Source organism: Streptomyces sp. NPDC044061, assembly GCF_056434305.1.
In genome coordinates this window covers 175,000-191,785 of the sequence record NZ_JBWKFL010000013.1, presented here as the reverse complement: position 1 = coordinate 191,785, position 16,786 = coordinate 175,000, and the positions used below count along the sequence as shown (strand labels likewise).

General features: G+C 73.2%; 19 protein-coding genes and 1 pseudogene. 12 read left to right on the top strand and 8 right to left on the bottom strand.

The window, feature by feature from the left end:
• Nucleotides 1-489: 489 nt before the first annotated feature.
• Both AC07CM_RS22630 and AC07CM_RS22625 read right to left on the bottom strand, forming a co-directional pair.
• Nucleotides 490-690, bottom strand: coding sequence for a ferredoxin (locus tag AC07CM_RS22630; protein ID WP_478878229.1), 201 nt, complete (start codon nt 688-690; stop codon nt 490-492).
• Nucleotides 691-702: 12 nt separating this feature from the next.
• Nucleotides 703-1,932 carry a cytochrome P450 gene (locus tag AC07CM_RS22625; protein WP_478878228.1) on the bottom strand — a complete coding sequence of 410 codons (1,230 nt, stop codon included), beginning with the start codon at nt 1,930-1,932 and terminating at the stop codon, nt 703-705.
• A 30-nt stretch (nt 1,933-1,962) separates the two neighbouring features.
• Between AC07CM_RS22625 and AC07CM_RS22620 the strand changes: the two genes are divergently transcribed.
• Together AC07CM_RS22620 and AC07CM_RS22615 are read left to right on the top strand one after the other, a co-directional pair.
• A complete protein-coding gene (locus tag AC07CM_RS22620; protein WP_478878227.1) occupies nt 1,963-2,229 on the top strand; it encodes a hypothetical protein in 267 nt (88 codons plus the stop codon).
• Entirely contained in the window at nt 2,226-2,858 is a 633-nt protein-coding gene (locus tag AC07CM_RS22615; protein ID WP_478878226.1) for a LysE family transporter, read from the top strand. Before AC07CM_RS22620 ends, AC07CM_RS22615 begins: the two co-directional genes overlap by 4 nt.
• Nucleotides 2,859-2,871: 13 nt before the next feature.
• Here AC07CM_RS22615 and AC07CM_RS22610 read toward each other — a convergent pair whose 3' ends face one another.
• Nucleotides 2,872-3,330, bottom strand: a complete 459-nt coding sequence (locus AC07CM_RS22610; protein WP_478878313.1) for a nuclear transport factor 2 family protein — start codon at nt 3,328-3,330, stop codon at nt 2,872-2,874.
• A gap of 210 nt (nt 3,331-3,540) precedes the next feature.
• Here AC07CM_RS22610 and AC07CM_RS22605 point away from each other — a divergent pair, with 210 nt between their 5' ends.
• Nucleotides 3,541-3,990 carry a nitroreductase family deazaflavin-dependent oxidoreductase gene (locus AC07CM_RS22605; protein WP_478878225.1) on the top strand — a complete coding sequence of 150 codons (450 nt, stop codon included), beginning with the start codon at nt 3,541-3,543 and terminating at the stop codon, nt 3,988-3,990.
• A 79-nt stretch (nt 3,991-4,069) separates the two neighbouring features.
• Here the strand turns inward: AC07CM_RS22605 and AC07CM_RS22600 are convergent, their stop codons facing one another.
• Nucleotides 4,070-5,293, bottom strand: coding sequence for a cation diffusion facilitator family transporter (locus AC07CM_RS22600; protein WP_478878224.1), 1,224 nt, complete (start codon nt 5,291-5,293; stop codon nt 4,070-4,072).
• A gap of 299 nt (nt 5,294-5,592) precedes the next feature.
• On the opposite strand from AC07CM_RS22600, the gene AC07CM_RS22595 reads away from it, so the two are divergent.
• Entirely contained in the window at nt 5,593-6,609 is a 1,017-nt protein-coding gene (locus tag AC07CM_RS22595; protein WP_478878223.1) for a glutathione S-transferase family protein, read from the top strand.
• Nucleotides 6,610-6,637: 28 nt separating this feature from the next.
• The gene (locus AC07CM_RS22590; RefSeq protein WP_478878222.1) at nt 6,638-6,943 is read left to right on the top strand and encodes a DUF4235 domain-containing protein; all 306 of its coding nucleotides are present in this window, start codon (nt 6,638-6,640) and stop codon (nt 6,941-6,943) included.
• Between the two features lie 116 nt (nt 6,944-7,059).
• Here the strand turns inward: AC07CM_RS22590 and AC07CM_RS22585 are convergent, their stop codons facing one another.
• The 3 genes from AC07CM_RS22585 to AC07CM_RS22575 all read right to left on the bottom strand — a co-directional run bounded on the left by AC07CM_RS22585 (nt 7,060) and on the right by AC07CM_RS22575 (nt 8,756).
• Nucleotides 7,060-7,452 carry a VOC family protein gene (locus AC07CM_RS22585; protein WP_478878221.1) on the bottom strand — a complete coding sequence of 131 codons (393 nt, stop codon included), beginning with the start codon at nt 7,450-7,452 and terminating at the stop codon, nt 7,060-7,062.
• A 53-nt stretch (nt 7,453-7,505) separates the two neighbouring features.
• Nucleotides 7,506-7,970, bottom strand: a complete 465-nt coding sequence (locus AC07CM_RS22580) for a pyridoxamine 5'-phosphate oxidase family protein (protein WP_478878220.1) — start codon at nt 7,968-7,970, stop codon at nt 7,506-7,508.
• A 66-nt stretch (nt 7,971-8,036) separates the two neighbouring features.
• Nucleotides 8,037-8,756: a TetR/AcrR family transcriptional regulator gene (locus AC07CM_RS22575; protein ID WP_478878219.1), complete on the bottom strand. Its 720-nt coding sequence runs from the start codon at nt 8,754-8,756 to the stop codon at nt 8,037-8,039.
• Nucleotides 8,757-8,881: 125 nt separating this feature from the next.
• Between AC07CM_RS22575 and AC07CM_RS22570 the strand changes: the two genes are divergently transcribed.
• The 5 genes from AC07CM_RS22570 (at nt 8,882) to AC07CM_RS22550 (ending at nt 14,345) form a co-directional block, all read left to right on the top strand.
• Nucleotides 8,882-10,384, top strand: a complete 1,503-nt coding sequence (locus AC07CM_RS22570) for an APC family permease (protein WP_478878218.1) — start codon at nt 8,882-8,884, stop codon at nt 10,382-10,384.
• A gap of 18 nt (nt 10,385-10,402) precedes the next feature.
• Nucleotides 10,403-12,034 (top strand): amidohydrolase, encoded by a 1,632-nt coding sequence (locus tag AC07CM_RS22565; protein ID WP_478878217.1) that lies wholly within the window; start codon nt 10,403-10,405, stop codon nt 12,032-12,034.
• Nucleotides 12,035-12,128: 94 nt separating this feature from the next.
• Complete coding sequence (locus AC07CM_RS22560; RefSeq protein ID WP_478878216.1) at nt 12,129-13,361, top strand: PucR-like N-terminal domain-containing protein; 1,233 nt, start codon at nt 12,129-12,131, stop codon at nt 13,359-13,361.
• A 61-nt stretch (nt 13,362-13,422) separates the two neighbouring features.
• On the top strand, nt 13,423-13,785 hold the full coding sequence (locus tag AC07CM_RS22555; protein ID WP_478878215.1) for a DUF1304 domain-containing protein: 363 nt from the start codon (nt 13,423-13,425) through the stop codon (nt 13,783-13,785).
• A complete protein-coding gene (locus AC07CM_RS22550) occupies nt 13,782-14,345 on the top strand; it encodes a TetR/AcrR family transcriptional regulator (RefSeq protein WP_478878214.1) in 564 nt (187 codons plus the stop codon). The genes AC07CM_RS22555 and AC07CM_RS22550 overlap by 4 nt, the downstream gene beginning before the upstream one ends.
• A gap of 4 nt (nt 14,346-14,349) precedes the next feature.
• Here the strand turns inward: AC07CM_RS22550 and AC07CM_RS22545 are convergent, their stop codons facing one another.
• Nucleotides 14,350-15,195 (bottom strand): hypothetical protein, encoded by an 846-nt coding sequence (locus tag AC07CM_RS22545; RefSeq protein WP_478878213.1) that lies wholly within the window; start codon nt 15,193-15,195, stop codon nt 14,350-14,352.
• 108 nt (nt 15,196-15,303) lie between these two features.
• On the opposite strand from AC07CM_RS22545, the pseudogene AC07CM_RS22540 reads away from it, so the two are divergent.
• Both AC07CM_RS22540 and AC07CM_RS22535 read left to right on the top strand, forming a co-directional pair.
• A pseudogene (locus tag AC07CM_RS22540) lies at nt 15,304-16,252 on the top strand (NADP-dependent oxidoreductase).
• Between the two features lie 148 nt (nt 16,253-16,400).
• Entirely contained in the window at nt 16,401-16,781 is a 381-nt protein-coding gene (locus AC07CM_RS22535; protein WP_478878212.1) for an anti-sigma factor antagonist, read from the top strand.
• Nucleotides 16,782-16,786 lie beyond the last annotated feature (5 nt).

The window sequence follows — 16,786 nt, the reverse complement described above, 5'->3', positions numbered from 1 at the left end:
ATGCCCGACCGGCCGGACCAGGCGGCTGCCGGCGCGCGCTCCCGCTGAACCCCGGCGCCTGGCACACAGGCGGCGTCACCGCGAGCACCTGGCCGACGACCGAGGCCCGCGAGGCGGCACGGGTCCTGGTGACGGCCGGCAGCCAGCAGGTGCTTCGACGGCCGGACCACACAGGTTCCGGCACGCGCTCCCGCTGAACCCCGGCGCCTGGCACACAGGCGGCGTCACCGCGAGCACCTGGCCGACGACCGCGGCCCGCGAGGCAGCGCGGGTCCTGGTGACGGCCGGCGGCCAGGGAGACGGCTTCGGGATCGGGGCGGCGCAGGGCGGGATGCATGGTCGGCCGAGCCGGTTGCGTGGCGAGGTGAAGGTCGGGCGAGGAGCCCTGGGCAAGAGTCCCCCGCTCGAGCGAGGCCGAGCGGGGGTGCCTGGCGGCCGGACGGCAGTAGTGCGCGCCGGGGCTCGGCCTGACGTCCTCTGAGGCACGCCTCAGGCGGAGGACTCGGACAGCTTGATCGCGCCGACCGGGCAGGCGCGTGCCGCCTCCCGGACCATCGGGTCGCCCGCGCCGTCCTCACGGCCGGGGATCAGCGTGCTGTAGCCGTCGTCGTCCTGGGTGAACACGCTCGGCGCGGCCAGCGCGCACTGACCCGCGCCGATACAGACGTCCTTGTCGATGTCGATGTGCATGGGCTGAGCCTCTTACCAGGTCACGGGGAGTTCCAGCATCCCCTGGATCGTGTCGCCGGGTTTGAAGGGGATCTCACCCGCGGGCGCGGCCAGCCGGAGGCCGGGCAGCCGGCGGAGCAGGGTGCCCAGGGCGATCTCCAGTTCCGCGCGGGCCAGGTTCTGGCCCAGGCACTGGTGGATGCCGAAGCCGAAGGCCACGTGGTGACGGGCGGAGCGGTGGAAGTCAAGGGTGTCGGGATCGTCGTACTGGGCCGGGTCGCGGTTGATGACCGAGGTCGCGAAGAGCACGCCCTCGCCGGCCCGGATCGTGGCGCCGTCGACCTCGATGTCCGCCAGGGCGACGCGCAACAGACCGTCCGCGATGGACAGCATCCGCATCAACTCCTCGACGGCGGTGGGCAGCAGCCCCGGGTCGGTGCGCAGCTCGGTGAGCCGGTCGGGGTGCTGCAGCAGGGTGTAGGTGCCGAGGGAGATCATGTTGGCGGTCGTCTCGTGGCCGGCGACCAGCAGGATGACGGCCAGCGAGACGACTTCGGCCCGGTCCAGCGCGCCCGCGCGGAACTGCTGGTGGACGAGGTCGTCCAGGACGCCGTCGCCCGGCTGCGCCTGCCGCGCCTTGCGGTCGATCAGGTCGCCGAGGTAGTCCTCCAGCCGTTCGCGCGCCTCCTGGGTGTCGGCGGCCGTGGGGCCGCGCAGCAGCCTGCGGGACTGCTCCTCGAAGAACTCGTGGTCGGCGTACGGCACGCCGAGCAGACCGCAGATCACCATGGACGGCACGGGCAGGGCGAAGGCCGAGACCAGCTCGGCCGGCGGGCCCTTCTCGATCATCGCGTCCAGGAGTCCGTCGACGATCCCCTGGATCGTGGGCCGCAACTCGACCGAGCGTTTGACGGTGAACGACGTGATCATCGTCCGCCGCTGCGTCTGGTGCACGGGGTCGTCGACGCCGAGCAGCGCCACCCGGCGGTCGCGGACGGCGGCGAAGCGGGCGGTGGGCGCGGGGAAGCCGGGGCGGGTCCGGTCGGTGGACAGCCGGGCGTCCGCGAGCAGGGTGCGGGCGGTGGCGTGGCCGGTGACCGCCCAGACCTCGCGGCCGTCGAAGAGGGTGACGCGGGACAGGCCTCGCCCGTCGCGCAGCGGGTCGTATCCGGTGGGGGGGTGGTAGGGGCAGGTGCGGTCCTGGGGGAAGGAGACGGGATCGGCCGGGGTCGCCGGGCCGGTGCTGTCCGTCAGTTCCGTCATGGAAAGACCTCGCAGACGAAGAAGTGCGTCGTGCCGATCTTCATTAGATGCCCGAGGCACCTATGGGACGACGGCAAGTTCGGCCAGATCGGTGATCGGCGCGATCTGGCCGAAGAGCGTGGTCAGCGGGGGCGGGAACGCGCCGAAATTCGCTTGCCGCCGCGGTGGCGGCGGCTTCAGGATCTGGCCATGTCGCTTACCCACACCATTCTGCCGCCGACCGTCACCGCCGTCCTTCCGGTGCGGGAGCAGCAGCAGTCCGGCGGTCCCCGGAGGCCCGATCCCGTACGCCCGTGACGGCCGCGCTGCTGGCCGGGCTGCTCGCCGGCTACGGCATCGCGATGCCCGTCGGCGCGGTCGGGACCTACCTGGTCTCCCTCACCGCCCGCACCTCGCTGCGCACCGGCGCCTGCGCCGCACTCGGTGTCGCCACGGCCGACGGCCTCTACGCGCTGCTCGCCGCGGCCGGCGGATCCGCCCTCGCGGCGACGCTGCGGCCGGTGCTGACCCCGCTGCGCTGGGCCTCGGCCCTGGTCCTCGGCGTCCTCGCGGTCTGGGGCACGGTCGTGGCGCTGCGCCAGTACCGCGCCCGCCGGCTCGCCACCCGCCCCGAGCGGCCGGTTCCCGGCGCGGCACGCGCGTATCTCGGCCTCCTCGGGATCACACTCCTGAACCCCGTCACGGTGATCTACTTCGCCGCGCTGGTGCTCGGCACCAGCACCGCGGACGCGGTACGACCACTGGAGCGCGCCGTGTTCGTGCTGGCGGCCTTCACCGCCTCCGCGAGCTGGCAGCTGCTGCTGGCCGGCAGTGGCGCCCTGCTCGGCCGCGTGCTCACCGGACGGCGCGGGCGGCTGGCGACGGCGCTGCTCTCCAGCGGCGTGATCCTGGTGCTGGCGGTGCGCATGACCGTGACACCCGGCTGACCGCCACCGCGGGTCAGGGCACTCGGGGGCCCTCGGTGCCCGGTGCGAAGGCACGGGCGACGGCGAGGCTGTCCTCGTAGACGTGGTGGCGTACGACCAGGCCGTCCCGGACGGTGAGGTGCAGGGCGAACCGCGCGGTGTAGGAGCGGCCGGTCGGTTCGGCCGTCTGCCGGATGGCGCCGAGGACGACCGCGTCGTCGCCGTCGACCAGGACGCGCTCGACGCGGGTGTCCGCCTTCTCGGGGACGTGGTGGGCGGCCAGCTCGCGGTAGTGGGCGACGGCGTCGGCGCGGGTGGAGCGGTGCCGGATCCAGGGGGTGTCGGCGCGGCCGTGCTCGTCCTCCGGCCAGCTCAGCCTCCAGTCGCCCCGCTCCGCGTACAGCTCACCGATCCGTTCGGGGTCGCCCTGGCCGATCCTGCGCAGAAGTTCCTCCACGACGGAGCGGGTCGGGGTGGTGCGACTGGGGAACACGGCGGTCCTGCCCCCTCTCTCGGCGGGATCCGGCGGGCGTGCGGTGATCACCACGGGGACCACTGTGCCCGAGGGGCCCCGGGACGCACGATGACCCGCGGGGTGATCACCCGCCCGGGCGAACCGGCGCGCGGTACGGATGATTCGGGCGCCGGCGGGTGTTGTAGCTGGCCGCAGTCAGCCGTTGGACCGACGAAGGAGACGGATCCCATGCCACTTGAGGGCGAGTACGAGCCGAGCCCGACGCAGTGGGTGCGCGAGCAGGTCGAGTTGTACGAGAGCTCCGGCGGGACGAAGGGGACGACACTCAGGGACACCGGGCTGCCGGTCATCGTCCTGACCACCCGGGGCGCGCAGAGCGGGAAGATCCGCAAGACGCCGCTGATGCGGGTGGAGCACGAGGGGCAGTACGCCGCGGTCGCCTCGCTGGGCGGTGCGCCCAAGCATCCCGTCTGGTACTTCAACGTGAAGTCCGAGCCGCGTGTGGAACTGCAGGACGGGCCGGTCAGGCGGGACATGAGGGCCCGTGAGATCACCGGGGAGGAGAAGGCGCGATGGTGGGAGCGGGCCGTGGCCGCCTTCCCCCCGTACGCGGACTACCAGAAGAAGACCTCCCGGGAGATCCCGGTGTTCGTCCTGGAGCCCGTCGACGAGAGCTGAATCCGGACGGGGAGCGGCTCCTTCTAGAAAAATCTGTGTCCGCGAAGCATGAACCGGTTTCCCGGCGGGCACCCGTGCGTCAGGCCCCGCCGCGTTCCCCCGTCGCGGCGGGGCTCTGTCGTGCCTCGCCGGCCGGCCGGTCGGTCACGTCGAGGAAGATCTGGTCGGCCGCGGGAACCGTCCTGGCGATGGACCGCTTGATGCGGACGGCGACCTCCTCGACCCGTTCGCTGTCCAGGCCGGGCGCCAGGTCGATGCGGGCCGCCACCAGCGTGGAGTCGAGGCCCATCTTCATCGTGAACAGCGCCTCGACGCTGTCGATCTCGGGCTGGGCCTGCAGCAGGGACCGGATCCTGCCGCTCAGCTCCGGGTCGGCGGCCTCGCCGATGAGCTGGTCGCGGGCGTCGCGGCCGAGCCGGTAGGCGACGTACACCAGCAGCATGCCGATGGCCAGCGAGGCGGACGCCTCCCACACGACCTGGCCGGTCACCATGTGCAGGGCCATGCCGACGAGGGCGAGGGTCACGCCGACCACCGCGGTGCCGTCCTCGGCGACGACCGTGCGCAGCGCCGGGTCGCGCAGCTTGCCGAGGCCGCCGCCCTCCCGGTGCACCTGGTGCAGCGCCCTGAACAGCGAGATGCCCTCGGCGACCAGTGCGACACCCAGCACGATCAGGCCCGCCACATAGCCGCTGAACTTCTCCTCGGTGCCGCTCCGGAGGGCCTCGAAGCCCTGGAAGAAGGAGAAGCAGCCGCCCATGACGAAGATGCCGACGGCCGCGAGGAGGGACCAGAAGAACCGCTCCTTGCCGTAGCCGAAGGGGTGCCGCCGGTCCGCCGGGCGGCGGCTGCGGTGCAGCGCGGCCAGCAGGAAGACCTCGTTGAGGCTGTCGGCGACCGAGTGCGCGGCCTCCGACAGCAGCGCGGGCGAGCCGGCGAGCACACCGCCGACGGCCTTGGCGACCGCGATCACCAGATTGGCCGCGAGCGCCACGAGCACGGTCACCCGGGTGTGCCGGTCGGCGCCGGCCCCCGCCGCCCGGCGCCCGCCACGGTCCGCGTCGGTACCGTCACGGGACGGCGTCCGCCCGGTCCCCGGCTCACCGGCACCTGTGCCGGGCGCGGGGGGCTGCGCGTCGGTGGTCGTGGCTGCCTCCTGGGCGTGCGTGTCGGTGTGGGCCTGCGCGTCGGCGACTGTGCCGGTGCGGGGATGCCCGTCGGAGGCCCTGCCGGGCGTCCGGTGCTCCGGGCCGGGGGGCGCGTCCGGCGCCCGGCGCCCGGCCTCGGCGCCCGCCTCCGGCATGCGGGTCTCCCCGCCGGCGCCCACGTCCGGCCTCCGGTGCGCCGCGTCGGCGGCCCTGTCCGGCCCCCGCGACTCCGGGGCGGGCGGCCTGTCCTTTCCGGCCGCTCCTTTCGGTGCCCGCGCACCCGCGTTCGCCGTACCGGTCCTGGCCTCGGCCCTGCGCGCGGCCGTGTTCCGTTCCGAGGATGTCCCACTCACCTATCGCCGACTGCCCCGGCCCCGGGGGATCACACCGTGCCGACGGCCGAAAACGGGGAACGCGTCTGCCGGGAGCGCCCGAGCGCGGCGAGGAGGAAGAGATGGGCGACGACGGTAACAGGGCCTACGGGCACAAGACGTTCACCCGGTCCAAAAGCCACTTCGCGGACCGGATCACCGCCGACGGCAGGGACGGCTGGCCCGTGGCGGCCGGGCGATACCGCCTGGTGGTCTCCCGTGCCTGTCCGTGGGCGAGCCGGGCGGTGATCTCGCGCCGGCTGCTGGGTCTGCAGGACGCGCTGTCGATGGCGGTCGCCGACCCGATCCAGGACGACCGCAGCTGGCGCTTCACCCTGGACCCCGACGGCCGCGACCCCGTGCTCGGCATCCGGTTCCTCGGCGAGGCCTACGACAAGCGGGAGACGGACTACCCGGGCGGGGTGAGCGTGCCCGCCGTCGTGGACGTGCCCAGCGGGCGGTTGGTCACGAACGACTACCAGCGGATCACCCTGGACCTGGCCACCGAGTGGACGGCCCTGCACCGCGAGGGTGCGCCGGACCTCTACCCGGCCGCCCGGCGCGACGAGATCGACGCGGTGATGGCGGAGGTCTACCAGGACGTGAACAACGGCGTGTACCGGGCCGGCTTCGCCACGCACCAGGCGGAGTACGAGGAGGCGTGCACCGCGCTCTTTCGGCGGCTGGAAGTGCTCGCCGAGCGGCTGGCCGGGCAGCGTTACCTGGTCGGCGACACGATAACGGAGGCGGACGTCCGGCTGTTCACCACGCTGGTCCGGTTCGACGCCGTCTACCACGGCCACTTCAAGTGCAACCGCTGGAAACTGGCCGAGAACCCGGTGCTGTGGGCGTACGCCCGGGATCTCTTCCAGACGCCCGGCTTCGGCGACACGGTCGACTTCGACCACATCAAGCGGCACTACTACCAGGTCCACACCGGCATCAACCCCACCGGCATCGTGCCGATCGGCCCCGATCTCGCCGGCTGGCCGACCCCGCACCGGCGGGAGGAACTGGGCGGCCGGCCGTTCGGGGACGGGACGCCGCCCGGTCCGGTGCCCCCGGGCGAACGAGTCGCCGCGCGCGGACGCCCGGCATGAGAGTCCTTTGACGAGGAAGGAGTTCAGCATGGCGAAGAAGAACAAGAAGAGGAAACTTCCCCTCGTCTACCAGCCGGTCGGCTTCGTGCTCAGCTGGGCGGGCGGAGCGCTGGCGGGAATGGCGTTCCGCAAGGCGTGGATGGCGATCCGGCACGAGGAGGACGCGCCCGACGCGCTGGACCCCGACCGCGGCTGGGGCGAGATCCTGCTCGCGGCGGCGGTCCAGGGCGCCATCTTCGCGGTGGTGCGCAGCGCCGTCGACCGCACGGGCGCCAAGGCCATCGCACGGTCGACGGGCACGTGGCCGGCCGCCGACAAGGGCGGCCGGGACTGAGAGCGGCCGTAGCGCGCCGGGGGTCTCCGATCCGGAGGACACCCCCTGTAGGGCCTTTCTTCCGGATCTTGCCGGGGCCGCGGGGCGCGGGACCGGCCAGATCCGGAAGAAGGGCCCTAGCCCTGCTTGGGTGCCGTCGGGGGGATGAGGCGCAGGGTGAAGGAATGGCCGGCCGGGTCGGCGTACCCGCGCTCCTCGTAGGGGCCCGGCGCGTCCCGTGTCTCCAGTGGACGGCCGCCGAGTCCGACCACCCTGCGCTCGGCCTCGTCCAGGTCCCGGACCAGGAAGTCGAGGTGCGCCTGGAGGGAGTTCTCGGGTCGCGGCCAGCTCGGCGGGGTCGCGTTGGCGTCGCGCCGGAAGGCGATCCGGAAGCCGTCGGCGCCCCTGATCTCCACCAGGTTGGCGGACGCGTCCGTCTCCCGGCCGTCCAGCAACTCCTTGTAGAACTCGGCGAGTTTCTCGGGTTCGGCACAGTCGAGCACCACGACACTCGCGGTCACGAGGGACATGTTTCCTCCCGGGGATTGCGTCCTTTCCCTGCGGATATCCCCGTCGGCCGCTTTCAGTCGGCGACCAGCCACGCTCCGTCGCGCATCAACTCCCGTCCCTGCAGCTCGTTCTCCTCGCGCCAGGCCTGGATCCGCTGCGGGAGGACGTTGAAGTACAGGTAGCGGGTGGCCAGTCGGCGCGGGTCGAAGCCGGTCTTGCCGGCGAAGACCTCGGCGTCCTCCTCGGGCAGGTCCTCCGGGGTCACCGCCCGGACGGTGCCCTCGACGATGACGACGTCCCTGGTCGGTCCGATGCCCAGGCGGGCCCTGCCGGTGGCCACGAGGTTGCGGCCGGTGGGGCTCGCGGCCGGGGTGGCGATCAGCAGGGCGGCACCGTCCCAGACGAACGACAGGGGGACGAGGTAGGGCGTGCCGCCGTCCTCACCGGCGGTGGCGACCCAGGCGTCCACGTCGTTCTCCAGTCGGTGGAGCGTGTCCTTCTTGCGCTGTTCGGCGGTGCGGGCGGGCGGCGGGGTCATGGTCGTACGGCCTCCTCGTGATGGGCTGTCGCCGGTATGACGTGCGAACGCCGTCCAGTGTGACCGTCAGCCTTCCTTCTGCGCACGGATGTGATCAAGGCGTGTCTGGGCGGCCGTCAGGAGCAGGTCCAGGGCGGCCGGGTAGGAACTGTGGCGCATGGAGGCCACGAGGTGGCGTGAGGTGGCCGCGATGTGCGGGTGGGTGTCGGCGGGCAGGTGGGCATAGGTGGCCGGCCACACCGCGGCCTCGGCGTCGCGGGCGGCCCTGGGCAGCGCGGTGCCGGCGGAGTCCAGGGCGCCGAATGCGAGGGACTGGTCGACGAAGGCGTGGTAGATCCGCACCGCCTCCCCGTCCGGGAACCCGGCCCCGCGCAGCACGCCGAGGATGCGCTCGACGGCCTGGATCTCGTGTGCCCGGCCGGTGACGCGGTGGGCGCTGAGCATCGCGGCCCGGGGGTGGGCGAGGGCGCCCGCGTGCATGCGCAGGCCGAGGTCGCGCAGGTCGGCGCCCCAGTCGCCGGTGGGCCGCCAGACGCGCAGGGTACGGCCGATCAGCTCGTCGGCGATGGCGAGCATCAGGTCGTCGGTGTGCCGGAAGTACCGGTACAGGGAGCTGGGGTCGGCGCCGAGCGCACGGCCGAGGCGCCGGACGGAGAGGGCGTCGGCGCCGTGCTCCTCGATCAGCCGGAGCGCGGTCTCGACGATCAGCTGCTCGGAGAGGACGACGCCCTGTTTGGTGGGGCGCCTGCGCCGGCGGGCGGCGGCCGGGACGACGCGTTCGGTCATGGGAGTCCTCCCTGGGGTGTGCCCCGCACCTTATGACAACACCGTTGACCTGTGAAGCGGCCGGGCGGTTTCATCTGCGGTCACCGGGGCCGACCAGGCCCCCCGGTGCGAGCGGAGAGCCGGTCATGAGCGACACCCCCTTCGGTGTGGATCCACCCGCGCGGCCCGAGCTGCGCAAGTCCCTGAGCGTCCTGGACGGCGTCGCCGTCGCCGCGTCCAGCACGGCCGCGACCACCAGCATCGGCATCGGGCTCGGCGTGACGGCCGGTGTGGTCGGCCTACATCTGCCGGCCATCATGCTGCTGGCGTTCCTGCCGGTCCTCGGTATCGCCGGGGCCTACTCCCGGCTGAACCGGGTGGAGCCGAACGCGGGCAACGGCTACGTGTGGGTGGGCCGTTCACTCAGTCCCTGGCTCGGCTTCATGGTGGGCTGGGTCAACTTCGTGGCGAGCCTGGCCTTCCTCGCGTACACCACGGCGGTCACCGGCTCCGCGCTGCTGCAACTGGCCGGGGAGGCGGGCCTGCGCCGGATCGGCTCGCTCGTCCTCGACCCGGGTTCGACCGCGCAGACCACCGCGGTGGGCATCGTCGTCCTGGTCGTGGTCACCCTCACCGCCGTGACCGGCGTGCGTACCGCGGCCCGGCTGCAGACCTGGCTGCTGGTCTTCGAGTACGCCGTGCTGCTCGGCTTCTGCGGGTACGGCATCGTCACCGGCCCGCACCCCTTCAGCCTGTCCTGGTTCGACCCGTTCGCGATTCCCTCGGCGACGGCGCTGGCCCAGGGCCTGCTGCTGTCGGTGTTCTGCTACTGGGGCTTCGAGGCCGCGTTCACCGTCAACGAGGAGGTGCGCGACCCGCGGGACGCGTCCCGGGCCGGGCTGATCACCCTGGTCACCATGCTCGGGCTCTTCCTGCTCGGCTCGATCGCCTTCCAGCGGGTGCTGTCCGAGGGCGAGTTGGCCGGGCACGGGGCACAGGGGCTGGCGTACTTCGGCGACCGGCTGGCCGACCGGCCGCTGGCCGCGCTGCCCCTGGTGGCGCTGATGTTCTCGGCGGTGGCCTCACTGCAGGCCGGGGTCATCCCGACGGCCCGGGGCATGTTCGCGATGAGCCGGGACCGTACCCTCGGACCGGTGTGGTCCAGGGTCAGTTCCCGCTACGGAACCCCGGCGGCCGGGACGCTGCTGGTCGGAGCGCTGGCCACGGCGGTGGCGGTGCTCGCCCTGGTGATCCCGCGCCTCGCCGACATGATCATGGCCACGGTGAACGCGGTCGGCATCGTCGTCTCGCTGTCGTACGCGCTCACGGCGCTCGCGGCCGCCGTGCGCTTCCGCTCCCTGCTGCGGCAGGACTGGCGCCAGGGAGTGCGGGCGGTGCTCCTGCCCACGGTGAGCGCCCTCGCCCTGCTGGGCCTCGGCGGCTATCTCGGCTGGTCCTTCTACTCCTCCGCCGACCACTTCGAGGTCGGCGCGGACAACGGCTGGTTCCTGCTGCTCATGCCACTGGTGATGATCGCGTCCGGTTTCGTCGTGGCCGCGTGGGCGAAGTGGGTGCGCCGGTCGCCCTACTTCCGCACCGGCGAGGGCACGGACGCCGACTCCGAGCAGCTTCTCACCACCTCCCACTGACCCTCCAGGAAAGGCATCATGCACGCTGATCTGCTCTTCACCGGCGGCCCCGTTCTCACGCCCGGGGGCCGTACGGCGACCGCGGTGGCCGTCACCGGGGACCGTGTCACCGCCGTCGGACACGACGAACTGCGGGAGCTGGCCGGGCCGCGCACGGAGGTGGTCGACCTGGCCGGGCGGCTGCTGCTGCCGGGCTTCCAGGACGCGCACGTCCACCCGGTGCCGGCCGGGCTCGAACTCACCCAGTGCGACCTGACCGGGACGACGACCGCCGAGGACACCCTGGCCGCCGTGCGCGCGTACGCCGACGCCCACCCCGAGCGGGAGTGGATCCTCGGCGGCGGCTGGTCGATGGAGGCCTTCGAGGGCGGTACGCCGACGAAGGAACTGCTGGACCGGGTCGTCCCGGACCGGCCGGTGTACCTGCCCAACCGGGACCACCACGGTGCCTGGGTCAACAGCCGCGCCCTGGAGCTGGCCGGCATCGACCGCGCCACCCCCGACCCGGCCGACGGACGGATCGAGCGGGACGCCTCGGGCGAGCCGAGCGGCACGCTGCAGGAGGGCGCGATGCAGTTGGTGGGCCGGCTGGCACCGCCCGCCACCGCGGCGGACCGGCTGGCCGCCCTGCTGCACGCCCAGCGGCATCTGCACGCGCTCGGCATCACCGCCTGGCAGGACGCGCTGGTCGGGGACTTCCTCGGCATGGACGATCCGGCCGAGGCGTATCTGACGGCGGTCCGGGACGGCTCGCTCACCGCGCGGGTGACCGGCGCGCTGTGGTGGGACCGGGAGCGCGGGGCCGAGCAGATTCCCGAACTCGTCGACAGGCGGCAGGCGTTCAGCCACGGCCGGTTCCGCGCGGGCACCGTCAAACTGATGCTGGACGGAGTCGCTGAGAACCACACGGCCGCGCTGCTGGATCCCTATCTGGACAGGTGCGGCTGCGCCACCGCCAACCGCGGCAAGAGCTTCATCGACCCGGAGCGACTGCCGGCGTACGTGACCGAGTTGGACGCACTCGGCTTCCAGTGCCACTTCCACGCGCTGGGCGACCGGGCCGTACGCGACGCGCTGGACGCCGTCGAGGCGCCCCGGGCCGCCAACGGGCCGAGCGACACCCGCCCGCACCTGGCGCATCTGCAGGTGGTGCACCCGGACGACGTGCCGCGCTTCGCCCGGCTCGGTGCCACGGCCAACATCCAGCCGCTGTGGGCCGCGCACGAGCCGCAGATGGACGAGCTGACGATCCCCTTCCTCGGGACCGAACGGGCCACGTGGCAGTACCCGTTCGCCGCGCTGCTGCGCTCCGGCGCACGGCTCGCGGCGGGCAGCGACTGGCCGGTGAGCAGCCCCGACCCGCTCCAGGGCATCCATGTGGCGGTCAACCGCGTGGAACCGGGCGGCGCCGGGCCGGTGTTCCTGCCCCGGGAGCGGCTGAGCCTGACGGACGCGATGACGGCGTACACGGCCGGATCGGCGTACGTGAACCACCTGGACGAGGGCGGCCGGGTGGCCGTCGGGGCACTCGCGGACCTGGTGGTGCTGGACCGCGACCCGTTCGCCGGGCCGCCGGAGGCGATCGCGGAGACCGCGGTGGCGCTCACCTACGTGGGAGGCGAGCGCGTGTACGCGGCCACCGGCACGTGAGGCGGCACGGTTGTCAGGGGCGCACAAGGCGCGCCCCCACAACTGTCCCCGGATGATGAGCCCGCGCGGGTTACCCGCGGGTATCGTCACCGGCGTGCCGAAGAGAGCCGCAGCGGTGGGTGTCGACACGGGCGGCCCGTTCAAGGCGTTGCCCCCGGGTCTGCCCGACCGTCTCAGACCGTACGTGCCCGAGATCACGGAGGAGGTCGTCCGCGCGATCGGAACCGGGATCCCGGAGTACGCGCGCCCCATGGACGACACGTACATGCAGGGTGTGCACCGGGGCGTGGACCACGCGTTGCGCGGACTGCTGGAGCGGATGGCGCAGCCGGACACCGACTGGGAGCCGGTGAAGGCGACGTACGAGCGCATCGGCCGCGGGGAGGCCGAGGAGGGGCGCAGCCTCGACTCGTTCCAGTCCGCGCTGCGGCTGGGTGCCCGGGTCACCTGGCGCCGGGTCAACGCGCTGGTGGACGAGGGGCTGCTGCCCCGCCATGTGCTGGGTGCCCTCGGCGAGGCGCTGTTCGTACACCTGGACGAGATGGCGGCCGCGACGACCGCGGGCTACACCGAGGCCCGGCTGCACGCGGCCGGTGAACTCCAGCAGCGGCGGGCCCGGTTGGTGGACCTGCTGACCGCCGATCCCCCGGCCTCCGCGAGCGCGATCGCCGAGCTCGCTCGTGCCGCACGCTGGACGGTGCCGCGGGCGGTGGCGGTCGTCGCCGTGGATCCCGGGACGGGGACGGGGACGGGGCCGATCGTGCCGCCGGAGTTCCTCACCCGGTTCGACGTCCAGCCGGCGCTGCTGGTGGTGCCGGATCCGGAAGGGCCGGGCCGGTCCCGCGCGGTGGCCGGGGCGTTGCAGGGGCTGCGCGCCGCGATGGGCCCGACGGTTGCCCTGCAGGAGGGGGCGAGGTCGCTGCGCTGGGCCACCGAGGCGCTGGACCTGGTACGGCGGGGCGTCCTGCCCGGCACCGACGCGGCCGGCGGTGTGGTGCGCTGCCAGGACCACCTGTCCACGCTGCTCCTCCTGCGCGACGACGCGCTGCTGGACGCGATGGCCGAGCGGTGGCTGCGGCCCCTGGAGCAGGTGCGGCCGCCGCAGCGCGAGCGGCTGGCGGAGACCCTGCTGGCCTGGCTGGAGTCCGGCCGGGGCGTCGGGGAGGTGGCCGTGCGCCTGGCGGTGCATCCGCAGACGGTCCGTTACCGGATGCGGCAGCTGGACGAGCTGTTCGGCGAGCTGCTGCACGACCCGGCGGCCCGCTTCGAGATCCAGCTGGCCCTACGGGCACAGCAGCTGCGGCGGGGGGTGGCAGGGCCCGGGTAATTTCTTGGACAGGTGTCCAGTTATTATGGACATCTGTCCAAGAAGGGGAGGGCCGCTGCTCATGGAGATCGTGGCGAACGTGCTGGTCGGCCTGGTGGCCGTGCTGCACGTGTACATCCTGGTGCTGGAGATGTTCCTGTGGCAGCGGAAGCCGGGGCGGGGACTGCACGGATTCGATCCCGAGACGGCCCGGGCGACCGCTCCGCTGGCCGCCAACCAGGGCCTCTACAACGGATTCCTCGCGGCCGGCCTGGTGTGGGGACTTCTCGCCGCCGACCCGACCGGGTTCCGGGTCCAGGTGTTCTTCCTGTCCTGTGTGGTGGTGGCGGGCGTGTTCGGCGCCGCCACGGCCAACCGCCGCATCCTGTTCGCCCAGGCGCTGCCCGGCGCGCTCGCCCTGGCCGCCGTCCTCGCCGCACGATGAGCCGGGCGCCGCAGGAGGACCCGAGGGCGGCGCGCACCCGCGCCAGGCTGCGCGCCGCCCTGCTCGCCGAGTGCGCCGAGCGCCCGCCGGCGGAGATCGCGGTGGCCGCGCTGGTGCGCCGGGCCGGGGTGGGCCGGGCCACGTTCTATGTGCACTACGACGGCATCGAGGCGCTGGCGGTCGACGCGTGCGCGGACGTCGTACGGCAGGCGGTGGACGCACTGCACGCCTGGCGGGGGCGGCCCGATCCGGTCCACGCCCCGCCCGCGCTGCGGGAGTTCTTCACCGGTCTGGCCCCGCACGCGGCCCTGTACCGGTCGCTGCTCGCGCCGGGCGGCGGCGGGCCGCTCGGCCGGGTGCTGCACCGGGACCTGCGGGCCCGCAGCCTCGCCGAGCGCGAACTGGCCGGCGCGGCGGACGCCCCGCTGGTCGCCTCGGCGGTGGCGGCGACCTTCGCGGGTGTCCTCGCGGACTGGCTGCACGGGCTGCTGCGGGCCGCTCCGGACGAAGTCGCGGACCAGGTCTGGCAGTTGCTGGTCGCACTGCACCGGAGCCGGTGACCGGTCACTTGCAGGCGACCTCACGCTTCGCCCGGGGCCAGGCCTCCACTCCGGCGGACGTGCGCACATAGAGGGTGTCCCGGTCCTCCGTCAGCCACAGGTGCCGGTCACGGTGGTGGTACCCGGTGTCGTGAGCGCCCGCGGGCATACGGACCTGCTTGCGGTACGGCGCGCCGAGCAGACCGTCACGGGCGAGCACGCCCTCGGGATCACGGACGTACGTCCGGCCGTCCAGGGTGAGGAAGCCGACCGACTGCCAGCCGCAGTGCTCGGCGCCGGTGGAGCTTTCCAGCCTGCTCACCGGCACCCGTGCGCCGTCGCGGTCCGTCCACACCTCCCAGCCCAGGGCGGCCGCGTACGCGGCCGGGAGTTCGGCGGGATCGCAGGCGGCGTTCGTCTCCGGGCCCCAACCGGGGCGGTGCTTCTGGTCCTTGGCCACCACGACGGCCACCTTGGTGCGGCCCTTGACGTCGAAGGAGTACAGCACCCGGTCGGCCTCCCGGCGCTCGGCCCGGTAGCCGTGGTCGGGCTGCACGGGCTGGAACATGTCGAAGTAGAGCTTCAGCCCCTCCTCGGGCGAGTCACCGCCCTCCGACCTCGACCAGCCGTCGGGCCCGCCGCCCTCGAAGATCTCCCCGTCGCACTCCAGTGCCCGGCCCGCGGCGCCGGAGGCCGGCCGCAGGGCAGGGGGGCCGCTCTCGTCCAGCTCATGGGTGGGGACGTACAGGGGTCCGCCGTACGGGGTGGCGGGAGGGGTGCCCCTGACCACCACCCGCACCCCGGTGCCGTCGTCGCATCCCACCGCCGTCACCGCCGCCAGCACCGCCACGGCCACGAGTCCTCTGCGCATGCCCCGCCCCTGTTCCTGGACTGTCGTTGCGATCCTCCGACGCGGCACGGCACCGGAACGTTCGGCGCGTGTCGCCCGGGTGGGCGGACCCCCGCAGGCTGGGTGACCATGAGTCATGTGAACACGATGCGTGCCATCAGCCAGGACGTCCTCGGCGGTCCCGAGGTCCTGAAGGAAGTACGGATGGAGCGGCCGGCGCCGCGTCCGAACGAGGTGCTGGTCCGGGTGCGGGCCGCCGGGGTCAACCCGACCGACTGGAAGCACCGGGCGACCGGCGGGTTCCTGGGCGAGCCGCCGTTCGTGCTCGGCTGGGACGTCTCCGGCGAGGTGACCGAGGCGGGCATCGGGGTGGCCGCCTTCAGGCCCGGCGACGAGGTCTTCGGCATGCTGCCCTACCCCTTCGGCCACGGCTCGCACGCCGAGTACGTCACGGTCCCGGCCCGCGCCCTGGTGCACAAGCCGGCCTCCCTGGACCACACCCGGGCGGCCGCCCTGCCGCTGGTGTCCCTGACCGCCTGGCAGGCGCTGACCGAGCACGCCGGTCTGCGGCCCGGGCAGCGGGTGCTGATCCATGCCGCGGCCGGCGGGGTGGGGCACGTGGCGGTGCAGATCGCCAAGGCGCACGGGGCTTACGTGATCGGCACGGCGAGCGCCGGGAAGCACGACTTCCTGCGGGAGATCGGCGTGGACGAGGCGGTCGACTACCGGTCCACCGACGTCACCGAGTCGGTGCGGGACGTCGACGTCGTCCTGGACACGCTGGGCGGCGAGACGTCCGTGCGGTCGCTGCGGGTGCTGCGTCCCGGCGGGATCGTGGTGTCCGTCCTGCCGGTCGGCGAGCAGGACTTCCACGAGGAGGCCGGGCGGCTCGGCGTACGGGCGGTGCGGATGCTGGTGGACGCCGACCGGTCGGGGATGCGGGCGATCGCGGACCTGGTGGAGCAGGGCAAGCTGCGCGCCACCGTGGGCCACCTTCCCGCTGGCCGATGCCGCCAAGGCGCACGAGATGGGCGACACCGGCCGTACGACGGGCAAGTTGGTCCTGCTGGTGGACTGAACCGCCGCCCTGTCACCCGGATCACAGAACGACGCGCGACACGAAACTCGAAGACATATGTCAATCGAACATGCTCAAATTCCCTCTATCGAGGGTAACTTGACGGTCGGGAAACGGTTTCCAGGCGCGCGTGGGAGGTGGTGCCGTCGTGCAGCAGGAGCCCTCGCCGCCGGGCCGGCATCTGCGCATCCGCGAGGATCGCGGGCACACGGTGCTGGAGTTCCGCGGCGAGATAGACATCGCGGCGGCGACACAGATCGCTCCCGCCCTGGACCGGGCCACCGACCGGTCCGGCGCGAGGATCGTGATCGACCTGCGGTCCGTGGAGTTCTTCGACTGCTCGGGCCTGCGTCTGCTCTACCGCGCCCGCAGCCGGGTGCTGGAGCGCGGCGGGCGGCTGCACCTCGTGTGCGCCCACCCGTTGACCCTGCGCGTCTTCCGGGTCACCGGTCTGTCCCGGCTGCTGCCGCCGCAGCCGACCCTGGACGCGGCCCTGGAGCAGTCCGAGACCGCGTCCGGCTCGCTGTGAGAGCG